The 11,935-nt window shown below is 53.6% G+C and carries 10 protein-coding genes; 3 read left to right on the top strand and 7 right to left on the bottom strand.

The features are described 5' to 3' along the window. Window positions 1-83 precede the first annotated feature (83 nt). Complete coding sequence (locus ACZAHD_RS18160; RefSeq protein WP_462458018.1) at window positions 84-1,127, top strand: aminopeptidase; 1,044 nt, start codon at window positions 84-86, stop codon at window positions 1,125-1,127. Window positions 1,128-1,381: 254 nt separating this feature from the next. Here the strand turns inward: ACZAHD_RS18160 and cysH are convergent, their stop codons facing one another. From cysH to cysJ, 3 genes are all read right to left on the bottom strand, one after another. Further along, window positions 1,382-2,116, bottom strand: coding sequence for a phosphoadenosine phosphosulfate reductase (gene cysH / locus ACZAHD_RS18155; RefSeq protein ID WP_462458017.1), 735 nt, complete (start codon window positions 2,114-2,116; stop codon window positions 1,382-1,384). Window positions 2,117-2,212: 96 nt separating this feature from the next. Further along, a complete protein-coding gene (gene cysI / locus ACZAHD_RS18150; protein WP_462458016.1) occupies window positions 2,213-3,925 on the bottom strand; it encodes an assimilatory sulfite reductase (NADPH) hemoprotein subunit in 1,713 nt (570 codons plus the stop codon). Continuing rightward, window positions 3,925-5,724: an NADPH-dependent assimilatory sulfite reductase flavoprotein subunit gene (gene cysJ / locus ACZAHD_RS18145; RefSeq protein ID WP_462458015.1), complete on the bottom strand. Its 1,800-nt coding sequence runs from the start codon at window positions 5,722-5,724 to the stop codon at window positions 3,925-3,927. Before cysJ ends, cysI begins: the two co-directional genes overlap by 1 nt. A 317-nt stretch (window positions 5,725-6,041) precedes the next feature. Here cysJ and queD point away from each other — a divergent pair, with 317 nt between their 5' ends. Next, window positions 6,042-6,404 (top strand): 6-carboxytetrahydropterin synthase QueD, encoded by a 363-nt coding sequence (queD, locus tag ACZAHD_RS18140; protein WP_462458014.1) that lies wholly within the window; start codon window positions 6,042-6,044, stop codon window positions 6,402-6,404. An 84-nt stretch (window positions 6,405-6,488) separates the two neighbouring features. Here the strand turns inward: queD and queE are convergent, their stop codons facing one another. Both queE and ACZAHD_RS18130 read right to left on the bottom strand, forming a co-directional pair. Continuing rightward, complete coding sequence (gene queE, locus ACZAHD_RS18135; RefSeq protein WP_462458013.1) at window positions 6,489-7,160, bottom strand: 7-carboxy-7-deazaguanine synthase QueE; 672 nt, start codon at window positions 7,158-7,160, stop codon at window positions 6,489-6,491. Window positions 7,161-7,190: 30 nt separating this feature from the next. Further along, window positions 7,191-7,610: a hypothetical protein gene (locus tag ACZAHD_RS18130; RefSeq protein ID WP_462458012.1), complete on the bottom strand. Its 420-nt coding sequence runs from the start codon at window positions 7,608-7,610 to the stop codon at window positions 7,191-7,193. Window positions 7,611-7,673: 63 nt separating this feature from the next. Between ACZAHD_RS18130 and ACZAHD_RS18125 the strand changes: the two genes are divergently transcribed. Next, complete coding sequence (locus tag ACZAHD_RS18125) at window positions 7,674-8,783, top strand: SDR family oxidoreductase (RefSeq protein WP_462458011.1); 1,110 nt, start codon at window positions 7,674-7,676, stop codon at window positions 8,781-8,783. Window positions 8,784-8,864: 81 nt separating this feature from the next. On the opposite strand, the gene eno is transcribed toward ACZAHD_RS18125, so the two are convergent. Continuing rightward, on the bottom strand, window positions 8,865-10,163 hold the full coding sequence (gene eno / locus ACZAHD_RS18120) for a phosphopyruvate hydratase (RefSeq protein WP_462458010.1): 1,299 nt from the start codon (window positions 10,161-10,163) through the stop codon (window positions 8,865-8,867). A gap of 81 nt (window positions 10,164-10,244) precedes the next feature. Beyond that, on the bottom strand, window positions 10,245-11,882 hold the full coding sequence (gene pyrG / locus ACZAHD_RS18115; RefSeq protein ID WP_100684522.1) for a glutamine hydrolyzing CTP synthase: 1,638 nt from the start codon (window positions 11,880-11,882) through the stop codon (window positions 10,245-10,247). Window positions 11,883-11,935: the final 53 nt, after the last annotated feature.

The following is an 11,935-nucleotide window of genomic DNA, read 5'->3' as shown; positions in this document are numbered from 1 at the left end:
TAAGAGGAAATGAAATTGTTTAAGCGCGGTCACAGTTTCATACTATGCGCGTTAAATATTTCCCTCAAGAAAGGACCCCCGCTATGTTTTCCGCGTTGTGCCGCCGCCTCCTTCCCCTGGCGCTTGGTGCAGGTTTTGTCTTCTCCGCCCCGGCTTTCAGCACCATGGGCGAAACCGCCACGACCCAGGCTCGTCATATCGCGACTGTTTTTCCCGGAAGAATGACCGGTTCGCCCGCAGAAATGCTGTCGGCGGACTATGTGCGTCAGCAGTTTGCCCAAATGGGCTATAAAAGCGACATCCGCAGCTTTCATGCGCGCTATATCTACAGCAATACGGATAAACGGAAAAACTGGCAAAACGTCACCGGCAGCACCGTCATTGCCGCCCATGAAGGCGCGGCTCGCCAGCAGATCATTGTGATGGCGCATCTCGATACCTACGCGCCGATGAGTGATGCTGACGTCGAACACAACCTTGGCGGTTTGACCCTGCAGGGCATCGACGATAATGCCGTCGGCGTGGGCGTACTGCTGGAGCTGGCCGAGCGGTTGAAAAATGTGCCCACTCACTACGGCATTCGCTTTATTGCTTCCAGCGGTGAAGAAGAAGGTCATCTCGGCGCGCAAAATATACTGAAGCGAATGAGCGATGCAGAGAAGAAAAATACGCTGCTGGTGATTAATCTCGATAATCTGGTGGTTGGCGATAAGCTCTATTTTAATAGCGGACGCAGCACTCCCGCCTCGATTCGCAAACTCACCCGAGACCGTGCTCTGACTATTGCGCGCAGCAAAGGGATTGCCGCCTATACCAACCCTGGCCTCCATCATGATTATCCGCAGGGCACCGGCTGCTGTAATGACGCCAGTATTTTTGATAGCGCAGGGATCCCGGTCCTGTCCGTAGAAGCCACGAACTGGTCTCTGGGGAAGAAAGATGGCTATCAACAACGCAACAAATCCGCCTCCTTCCCGCAAGGAACCAGCTGGCATGACGTACAGCTGGATAACCAGCAGCATATTGATAAAGCTCTGCCGGGTCGCATCGAACACCGCAGCCGCGATGTCGTCAAGGTGATGCTGCCGCTGATAAAAGAGCTGGCAAAGGCAGAAAAGCATAGCTAATTGGGCCAGTCTATTTTCCCCCGCTGGCGCGGGGAACACATACGTCTGGTATCGCTCTATCCATGCGTTGGCGGTTTATCCCCGCTGGCAAGGGGAACACTAACGGTCATTGCCGTTGTTAGACCCAGGATACGGTTTATCCCCGCTGGCAAGGGGAACACTAAACGGGAAGGGCTGGCCAGACACATCTCTGAGTAAGAGTTCTGAATCCCTATTCCCGGAAGCGGTGCGGTACGCCGCTTCCGGGCTTTGTATCAACCTTCGTGCAGCCCGCACTCGCGCTTAAGACCAAAGAAACGGGTCTCTTCTTCCGCCATGCCCGGCTCCCATTTACGGGTCGTGTGGGTATCCCCTACCGAGAGGTATCCTTGCTCCCACAGCGGGTGGTATGTAAGGCCGTGCTTTTGCAGGTACTGATAGACGGTACGGTTATCCCAGTCGATGATTGGCAGCACCTTAAAGACCCCGCGCTGAATAGCCAGTACCGGTAGCGTTGCGCGGCTACCGGACTGTTCCCGACGGAGTCCTGCAAACCAGGTTTGCGCATTCAACTCTTCCAGGGCCCGGTTCATCGGTTCGACTTTGTTGATCTCATTGTATTTCTCAATGCCTTCAACACCCTGCTCCCAAAGTTTACCGTAGCGTGCTTCCTGCCAGGCGGCACTCTCCTTCGCCCGATAGACCTTCAGGTTCAGTTTGAGCTTGTCCGTTAACTCGTCGATAAACTGGTAGGTTTCCGGAAACAGATAGCCAGTATCGGTCAGAATGACCGGAATATCCGGCCGTACCTGACTGACCAGATGCAAACTCACTGCCGCCTGGATACCAAAGCTCGAAGAGAGCACGTATTCGCCTGGAAGGTTTTCCAGCGCCCACGCGACGCGCTCTTCCGCGTTCAGCTTTTCCAGTTGGCTATTGGTTTCCGCCAGTTGCAAAATGCGATCGACCTTCGGTAATTCGTTAAGGGCGTTTAGATCGAGTACGGACATAAAGACCTCATTTGCCTGTTTTGCCGGGCATACTGCGGTAGCCCGGCCTACAAAACCAGCACCCGATAAGCTTAGCACTTAGCGGGCGATGCTGATCTATTCCCAGAAATCACGCGCTGGGTCGAGCACCGGGCGAATGATACCCGCACGCACCGTAAAGTCGCCGAAGCCTTCACCCGCTTCGCGCTCTTTCGCCCAGCGCCCTACCAGTTCGTCGATCGAGTCGAGAATCTCCGACTCGGTAATATTCTCGCGATACATCCGTGGAATACGTGTCCCGCTGCGGTTACCGCCGAGATGCAGGTTGTAGCGACCCGGTGCTTTACCCACCAGCCCGACTTCCGCCAGCATCGCACGACCGCAGCCGTTCGGGCAGCCGGTCACGCGCGTCACGATATGCTCATCGCTCACTCCGTGCTTGCTCATGATCCCGTCGACCTTATCAATAAACGACGGCAGGAAGCGTTCTGCTTCGGCCATCGCCAGCGGGCAGGTCGGGAAGGAGACGCAGGCCATCGAGTTTTCACGCTGCGGGGTGACCGCATTCATCAGCCCGTGGTCGCGCGCCAGCTTCTCAATCCGTGCCTTTTCCCTCTCCGGTACGCCGGCAATAATCAGGTTTTGGTTCGCCGTAATCCGGAACTCGCCTTGATGGATCTTCGCTATCTCCAACAGGCCGGTCTTCAGCGGACGACCGGGATAATCAAGAATACGTCCGTTTTCAATAAACAGCGTCAGGTGCCATTTTTTGTCGATCCCTTTGACCCACCCAATGCGATCGCCGCGACCGGTGAACTCATACGGACGAATCGGTTCAAACTTGATCCCCGCCCGGCGCTCTACTTCGGCCTTGAAGGTCTCGACGCCAACGCGCTCAAGAGTATATTTGGTTTTCGCATTTTTACGGTCAGTACGGTTGCCCCAGTCACGCTGGGCGGTGACGACCGCTTCGGCGACCGCCAGGGTGTGCTCGAGCGGCAGGTAGCCAAACTCGCTCGCCGTACGGGCGTAGGTTTTTTTGTTGCCGTGCTCAATAGACAATCCGCCGCCCACCAGCAGGTTAAAGCCCACCAGCTTACCGTTTTCGGCAATCGCCACGAAGTTCATGTCGTTGGCGTGCAGATCGATATCGTTCTGCGGCGGGATCACCACGGTAGTTTTGAACTTACGTGGCAGATAGGTCTGGCCAAGAATCGGTTCTTCGTCAGTAGTGGCGACCTTTTTCTGATCGAGCCAGATCTCCGCATAGGCGCGGGTACGCGGCAGCAGGTGCTCAGAGATCTTTTTCGCCCACTCATAGGCTTCAGCATGCAACTGAGACTCGTACGGGTTAGAGGTACAGAGCACATTACGGTTCATGTCGTTGGCGGTGGCCAGCGCGTCCAGGCCTACCGAATGCAGCATCTGATGCACCGGCTTCACATTCTTCTTCAGAATACCGTGGAACTGGAAAGTCTGGCGGTTGGTCAGACGAATGCTGCCGTAAATGGTGTTATCGGCGGCAAATTTATCAATTGCCTGCCACTGCGTGGTGGTGATCACCCCGCCAGGCAGACGGCAGCGCAGCAGCATCGCGTGACGCGGCTCCAGCTTCTGTGCCGCGCGCTCGGCGCGAATGTCGCGGTCATCCTGCTGATACATGCCGTGAAAGCGAATCAGCAGAAAATTGTCGCCTTTAAAGCCGCCGGTGAGGGGGTCGTTTAAGTCTTCTGCGATCGTGCCGCGCAGGTAGTTGCTCTCTAGCTTCATGCGCTCGGCGTCGGTCAGTTTACCTTCGACCACCAGAGGTCCTGGATGTTTTTCACTCATTAGTAGACATCTCGCTGATAACGGCGCTCAACGCGCAGCTCACTTAAAAATTCGTCCGCCGCTTCGGCGTCCATCGCGCCAAATTCGGCAATCACTTCCAGCAATGTCTGCTCAACGTCTTTCGCCATACGATTGGCATCGCCGCAGACATAAATATGGGCACCGTCATTAATCCAGCGCCACAGTTCGGCCCCCTGCTCGCGCAGCTTGTCCTGTACATAGACTTTTTGTTGTTGATCGCGGGACCAGGCCAGGTCGATACGACTCAGCACGCCTTCTTTGACGTAGCGCTGCCACTCCACCTGATAGAGAAAATCTTCCGTAAAGTGCGGGTTGCCAAAGAACAGCCAGTTCTTGCCTTGCGCACCGTCTGCCGCACGCTGCTGCATGAAGGCACGGAACGGCGCGATGCCGGTCCCCGGGCCAATCATAATCACCGGCGTCTGCAGATTAGCAGGCAGGCGGAAATTGTCGTTGTGTTCGATAAAGACGCGAACTTCGCCATCTTCTTCCAGGCGATCGGCCAGGAAGCTGGACGCACCGCCTGCGCGGGCACGGCCTTCGATGTCGTAGCGAACGACGCCAACGGTGATGTGGACTTCGCTTTCGACTTCCGCCTGCGATGAAGCAATGGAGTAAAGACGCGGCGTCAGCGGACGCAGCAGACCGATTAAGGCATCGGCATCCAACTGAGCCGGAGAGAAACGCACCATATCGACAATCGGCGTGGTCGCAGCGTACTGCTGGAGCTGCGCTTTATCACCGACCAGCGGCAGCAGGGTTTCGCTGCGGGTTAAGGTTGCGTAATTCTCCACAATGTTAGCGGTATTGACCGTTAACTCGAAATGCCATTCCAGCGCTTCCGCCAGCGGCAGGGTTTTGCCCTCGACGGTCACCGGTTCATCGCCCTTCAGCCACAACAGTTCAACCAGCTCTTTGACCAGCGCCGGATCGTTCTGATACCAGACGCCCAACGCATCACCCGGCTGGTAACGCAGGCCGGAGTCAGCGAGGTCGATTTCAATATGACGCACATCTTTTTCAGAATCGCGGCCGGTGATTTTCTGATTCACCGCCAGCGTCGCCGTCAGCGGCACTTCTTTGGTATATGGGCTGGAGTGAATATCATTCACCGCCCCACTCGCCGCGACCTGGGCCGGAGCCGCGGCTGGTGAACGGGCTTTCAACACATCGACCACGCGCGCACGCCATTCCGCTGCTGCGGACTGGTACTCCACGTCGGCGTCAACGCGATCCAGCAGGCGTTCCCCCCCCAGCTCAGCCAGACGGTTGTCAAAGTCCTTCCCGGACTGGCAGAAGAATTCATAAGAGGTATCACCTAAGCCAAATACCGCAAAGGCGGTCCCCTCAAGCTTCGGCGCTTTTTTGGAAAACAGGAATTTATGCAGCGCAACGGCCTCTTCCGGCGACTCGCCCTCACCTTGCGTCGACGTCACGATAATCAGCAGCTTTTCGGAGGCAATTTGTTTGAATTTATAGTCGCCTGCGTTCACCAGTTTCACGTTCAGCTGTGCTGCCAGCAGATCGTCACGCAGCGCTTCCGCCACGCGGCGCGCGTTGCCGGTTTGCGATGCTGAAATAAGGGTAATGCCCGGTATTTCGGCAGCCTGAGCAGGAACCGATGTCGCCGCGCCGGAATGCTGATTCAGCACGCCCCAAAAGTAGCCCGAAACCCAGGCAAGCTGAGTGGGTGTGAAGTCTGTCGTGGCCGCCTGAAGGCGCGCCAGTTGCTCCGGATTCAGCGGGAGCAAATTGGAAGATGGGACCTGTGTCGTCATGCGTCGTATGTTCCAGTAAGCAAAGCTGTTATTCGCACCCTGTCAGCGCGGCAAAAACAGAAGAGAATGTAAGGTTAACGGCGCTAATAGTAACAATTAAAGAAGGGATGGAAATAACAAATAACCAAATGGACTAACCTGTTTTAGTTATAGTTATTAACAACAAAAGCGATTAAACAACCCTATGAAATTAAAAAGAATATTACATTACCCACTGACAAATACGTCGATATTTTGCTCAGGACAGTTTTAGTTAATGATAAAAAAATCGCTTTCCGGTACCCTACGGCGGTTTTTTGTCTTATTGAGAGTAAAAGATGTCCACCACCCTGTTTAAAGATTTCACCTTCGAAGCCGCGCATCACCTGCCTCACGTACCGGAAGGTCATAAGTGCGGTCGCCTGCACGGCCACTCTTTTATGGTACGTCTGGAGATTATCGGTGAAGTCGATCCCCACACGGGCTGGATCATGGATTTTGCCGAACTCAAGGCCGCGTTTAAACCGACCTACGATCGCCTGGATCACTACTACCTGAACGATATTCCTGGTCTGGAAAACCCAACCAGCGAAGTGCTGGCGAAGTGGATTTGGCAGCAGATGAAACCACGGGTACCGCTGCTCAGCGCCGTGATGATCAAAGAGACCTGTACCGCTGGTTGTATCTATCGCGGCGAATGATGCGCTGGCCGGGAAGCGAGCCTTTTCTGGCCCGTAGAACAAAAAGGCCCGCCAGGTATCCTGCGACCGGGCCTTTTTATTTTATCAGGCAATGTTCAGATATTTATGCGTCTGCATCGACAACCGCCAGTTACGGGCGATACAGGTCGCAATACACAGACGCGTCGCGTCGTCTTTCTGGCTGATGGGCTGCAGGGCGATGATCCGCGTTTTTTCATCGCCCAACGTTTCCAGCAGTTCATCCAGCGCTTCGATATCCCGCACGCGCCCTACCGGATGCTTAATTTCATCCGCGCGCAGCAGCGCCTGCGACAACACGTCATAACCGCCGCGCATATTAACCTTCGGCGATACCGTCACCCAGGTATTGGGGCTGCAGCGCACTTCATGAGTACCGCTGGTTTCAATCTGGCAGCTGAATCCGTTCTGCTCCAGCAGCGTGGTCAGCGGGGTTAAATCGTGGATGCAGGGTTCACCGCCGGTGATGACCACGTGACGGGCGGTCCAGTCCTGACGCCCGATGATCGCCAGCAGCTCTTCGCCGCTTGCCGGGCCCCATTTATCACTCTCTTTGGTTTTCGCCAGAATACTAAACAGCGACACTTCCCGATCCGCAAGCTTATCCCAGGTATGTTTGGTATCACACCAGGCGCAACCAACCGGGCATCCCTGCAGACGAATAAAAATGGCAGGCACGCCGGTGAAGTAACCCTCGCCTTGCAAGGTCTGGAACATCTCGTTAATCGGGTACTGCATAATCATCTCTGTTTAGGTTCGAAACGCACATTATCGCAGATTTAGCGCCCGAGGTCTTGTCCTCAGCTGCGATTGTAGGCGCACCGCTGTTGCTGAAGTCAGACTAAGATTATAGCTTGTTGACCAATACCACACGCTCCCCTCAGCTTTATTGTCCGCCGCATGATAAAGACCTCCAGAGGCGGGAGAAATAAATCGCTTCAACTTATTTCTGCATGTATTACGCTTTTTATACAGCGACTTTTGATGTAACCAAATATGTTTTAAATTACATTTAAACAAATATAAAAACATCATTGAAAGCATGAAAATAATAATAAAAATCAAATATGTACAAATGGAAACATGAAAAACAGAATCTTCTTCATTCCCCAGATGTCTAATGCTATCCACGCCCGTTCGTAACCTTAATTCTGTCTTAAGAAAGCCTTCCAACTCGCCATTTTTCATTGACTCACCGTTTAGTTTCAGCCGCCTAGAATCCAGCCGATCAACCATGATGAGACGGCGTTCATGAATACATTATTAATTACAGGCGTTACCGGTTTTCTGGGGGGAGCAGTTTTAGAGAATATCCTTAACCAAAGCAAGGATATTAATCTGCTGCTTTTAGTTCGAGCCGATAATGATGACGCGGCGCTTGCCCGGGTCAAAGAAAACATGCGCAAGTTCAATGTCTCTGAGGAGAAACTGGCGACGCTGGGCACACAACATATTCTCGCGGGCGATTTGGCTAATCCCGCAGAATTCCTTTCCGACCCGCGTCTGGAACAGGTAACTCACGTGCTCAACTGTGCGGCGGTCGCCTCCTTTGGCAATAACCCGCTCATCTGGAAGGTGAACGTGGAAGGCACCCTGCAGTTTGCCCAACGTATGTCTCGGGTTGCCGGGCTACAGCGCTTCCTGCACGTGGGGACGGCCATGTCATGCTCTCCTGAGCCTGATTCCCTGGTCGCGGAAAGCGCCGAGTTTCGCGAGCGTGCAGAGCACCTTGTCGAATACACTCACTCTAAATCAACGATCGAGCAGTTGATGCAGCAGACCTGTCCGACGCTTCCGCTAACGATTGCTCGCCCGTCGATTGTGGTAGGCCACACTCATCACGGCTGCCAACCCTCCAGCAGTATCTTCTGGGTATTCAGCATGGGCTTAATGCTGCAAAAATTCCTCTGCTCAATGGAAGACCGGATCGATGTGATTCCCGTCGACTATTGTGCCGATGCGCTGATGATGCTGCTTGATAACCAGCTTGCGCAGGGCGAAGTTGTGCACATTTCGGCAGGTGAAGAAAATAGCGTGAAATTTGCTGAGATCGATAGCGCCATGGCCTCTGCGCTGGAGCAGGTGCCCGTCGGCGATAAATATGCGCAGGTCAGCTATGAAACGCTGGTCAAGATGCGCCGCGAACTGAAGGATATCTTCGGCCCCTGCAATGAACGCCTGATGCTCAAAGCAATGCGCCTCTATGGCGCCTTCGCTACCCTTAACGTCCGCTTCAGCAACGACAAGCTGCTCAGCATGGGCATGCCGAAGCCGCCACGCTTTACCGATTATATCGATCGCTGCGTACAGACCACCCGCGGGCTTTCGATTCCGCAGCAGATGGCGGTCGATTTTAAGTAATCGCCGGCGCGAAGATAAAAAGCGAAGATAAAAAAAATGCCAGTCCGAAGACTGGCATTTTCATATCAGATAAAGACCGGCTTATGCCTGACCTTTGATCTCTTTACGACCGTTGTACGGTGCTTTTTCGCCCAGCGCTTCTTCGATACGAATCAGCTGGTTGTATTTAGCAACGCGGTCAGAACGGCTCATGGAACCTGTTTTAATCTGGCCTGCAGCGGTACCCACAGCCAGGTCAGCGATGGTAGCATCTTCAGTTTCGCCAGAACGGTGAGAGATAACGGCAGTGTAGCCAGCATCTTTCGCCATTTTGATCGCAGCCAGAGTTTCGGTCAGAGAACCGATCTGGTTGAATTTGATCAGGATGGAGTTAACGATGCCTTTATCGATACCTTCTTTCAGGATCTTGGTGTTGGTGACGAACAGATCGTCACCAACCAGCTGGATTTTGTCGCCCAGGACTTTGGTCTGGTATGCGAAACCAGCCCAGTCAGATTCGTCCAGACCGTCTTCGATAGAAACGATCGGGTACTGTTTGGTCAGATCTTCCAGGAAGTGAGTGAACTCTTCAGAGGTGAACGCTTTGTTGCCTTCGCCAGCCAGAACGTATTTACCGTCTTTGTAGAATTCAGACGCTGCGCAGTCCATCGCCAGAGTGATGTCTTTGCCCAGCTCGTAACCTGCAGCTTTAACCGCTTCAGCGATAACAGCCAGAGCTTCTGCGTTGGAGCCCAGGTTCGGCGCGTAGCCACCTTCGTCACCAACTGCAGTGTTCATACCTTTAGCTTTCAGAACTTTAGCCAGGTTGTGGAACACTTCAGAACCCATACGTACGGCTTCTTTCAGGGATTTAGCGCCAACCGGCTGAATCATAAATTCCTGGATGTCGACGTTGTTGTCAGCGTGCTCACCGCCGTTGATGATGTTCATCATCGGAACCGGCATGGAGTATTTGCCCGGAGTGCCGTTCAGCTCGGCGATGTGTTCGTACAGCGGCTGGCCTTTAGAGGCAGCGGCTGCTTTGGCATTAGCCAGGGACACCGCGAGAATTGCGTTCGCACCGAAGTTAGATTTGTTTTCAGTACCGTCCAGGTCGATCATGATTTTATCGATGCCAGCCTGATCTTTGGCGTCTTTGCCAAGGATGGCCTGAGCGATCGGACCGTTGACCGCGCCAACAGCTTTCAGTACGCCTTTACCCATGAAACGGGATTTATCGCCATCGCGCAGCTCCAGCGCTTCGCGGGAACCAGTAGAAGCACCTGACGGAGCTGCTGCCATACCAACGAAACCACCTTCCAGGTGTACTTCGGCTTCAACAGTCGGGTTACCACGGGAGTCGATGATTTCACGACCGATGACTTTAACGATTTTGGACATTAGGTTTTCCTCAGTACAAGTTAAACTAAAACTCCAGACAAACAATGCACCCGAATGGGTGCATTGTCGTTCTAACTCTTTTTACTTCGCCTGACGCTTTTGATACTCGCTTGCCGCTTTCACAAAACCTGCAAACAGCGGATGACCATCACGCGGCGTCGAAGTAAACTCCGGATGGAACTGACAAGCAACGAACCACGGGTGATTCGGCACTTCGATGATCTCGACCAACTGATCATCCCCGGAACGGCCTGCAACACGCAGGCCCGCATTTTCAATCGGTTTCAACAACATGTTGTTGACTTCATAGCGGTGACGGTGACGCTCGGTAATGATCGACTCACCGTACAACTGGCGCACCAGGCTCGCGTCGTCCAGCTGGCACTGCTGCGCACCCAGGCGCATGGTACCGCCGAGATCGCTCTTCTCAGAACGCACTTCAACGTTGCCTTCTTCATCGCGCCATTCAGTAATGAGTGCCACTACCGGGTACTTACAGTCTGGCACAAATTCTGTTGAGTTGGCGTTTTCCATCCCCGCGACATTGCGCGCGAACTCAATCAGCGCAACCTGCATACCCAGGCAAATACCCAGATACGGAATATTATTTTCACGCGCATAGCGTGCAGTGGCGATCTTCCCTTCAACACCGCGGTAGCCGAAGCCGCCAGGGATCAGGATAGCGTCCAAATTTTTCAGAATTTCGACGCCACGTGTTTCCACATCCTGCGAATCAATCAGCTTGATGTTAACGGTCACGCGGTTTTTCAGACCACCGTGTTTCAGCGCTTCAATCACCGATTTGTACGCGTCCGGCAGTTCAATGTACTTGCCGACCATACCGATAGTGACTTCACCAGCCGGATTAGCTTCTTCGTAAATAACCTGTTCCCATTCGGCCAGGTTCGCTTCCGGACAGTTTAAGCTGAATCGTTTACAAATATAATCGTCAAGGCCCTGAGATTTCAACAGGCCTGGAATTTTATAAATGGAATCGACATCTTTCATCGAAATAACGGCTTTTTCTGGCACGTTACAGAACAATGCAATTTTTGCACGTTCGTTAGCCGGAATCGCACGATCGGAACGGCACACCAGAATGTCAGGCTGAATACCGATGGACAGCAGTTCTTTTACAGAGTGCTGAGTCGGTTTGGTTTTGACTTCACCCGCTGCCGCCAGATAAGGCACCAGGGTCAGGTGCATGAACAGCGCGTGTTCACGGCCGATATCTACCGCCAGCTGACGGATAGCTTCGAGGAACGGCAGGGATTCTATATCGCCGACGGTGCCGCCGATTTCCACCAGCACCACGTCATGGCCTTCGCCACCGGCAAGCACGCGTTCTTTAATGGCGTTAGTGATGTGCGGAATAACCTGTACGGTTGCGCCCAGATAGTCACCACGGCGCTCTTTACGCAGAACGTCGGAGTAAATACGGCCCGTGGTGAAGTTGTTACGGCGGCTCATTTTGGTACGGATGAAACGCTCGTAGTGACCCAGGTCCAGATCGGTTTCAGCGCCGTCTTCAGTAACGAACACTTCCCCGTGTTGAATAGGGCTCATGGTGCCCGGATCGACGTTGATGTACGGATCCAGTTTCATCATGGTTACGTTAAGCCCACGGGCTTCGAGAATAGCGGCCAGGGAGGCTGCGGCAATGCCTTTACCCAGAGAGGATACGACCCCGCCGGTCACAAAAATATAGTTCGTTGTCATGCTGAACCTGAGAAGTTAGGGTGAAACGATGGAATAACCAGGACGGGAAAGTA

Source organism: Raoultella sp. (genome assembly GCF_039594335.1).
Taxonomy (GTDB): Bacteria; Pseudomonadota; Gammaproteobacteria; order Enterobacterales; family Enterobacteriaceae; genus Klebsiella.
Note: the sequence above shows the minus strand (reverse complement) of the source record. Positions and strands in the feature narration are given on the sequence as shown.

Bases quoted from the DNA above. Each gene is read 5' to 3' on its own strand.
- cysJ (WP_462458015.1), bottom strand. From the start codon at position 5,724: ATGACGACACAGGTCCCATCTTCCAATTTGCTCCCGCTGAATCCGGAG.
- pyrG (WP_100684522.1), bottom strand. From the start codon at position 11,882: ATGACAACGAACTATATTTTTGTGACCGGCGGGGTCGTATCCTCTCTG.
- queE (WP_462458013.1), bottom strand. From the start codon at position 7,160: ATGCAGTACCCGATTAACGAGATGTTCCAGACCTTGCAAGGCGAGGGT.
- ACZAHD_RS18125 (WP_462458011.1), top strand. From the start codon at position 7,674: ATGAATACATTATTAATTACAGGCGTTACCGGTTTTCTGGGGGGAGCA.
- queD (WP_462458014.1), top strand. From the start codon at position 6,042: ATGTCCACCACCCTGTTTAAAGATTTCACCTTCGAAGCCGCGCATCAC.
- ACZAHD_RS18130 (WP_462458012.1), bottom strand. From the start codon at position 7,610: ATGAAAAATGGCGAGTTGGAAGGCTTTCTTAAGACAGAATTAAGGTTA.
- cysI (WP_462458016.1), bottom strand. From the start codon at position 3,925: ATGAGTGAAAAACATCCAGGACCTCTGGTGGTCGAAGGTAAACTGACC.
- eno (WP_462458010.1), bottom strand. From the start codon at position 10,163: ATGTCCAAAATCGTTAAAGTCATCGGTCGTGAAATCATCGACTCCCGT.
- cysH (WP_462458017.1), bottom strand. From the start codon at position 2,116: ATGTCCGTACTCGATCTAAACGCCCTTAACGAATTACCGAAGGTCGAT.
- ACZAHD_RS18160 (WP_462458018.1), top strand. From the start codon at position 84: ATGTTTTCCGCGTTGTGCCGCCGCCTCCTTCCCCTGGCGCTTGGTGCA.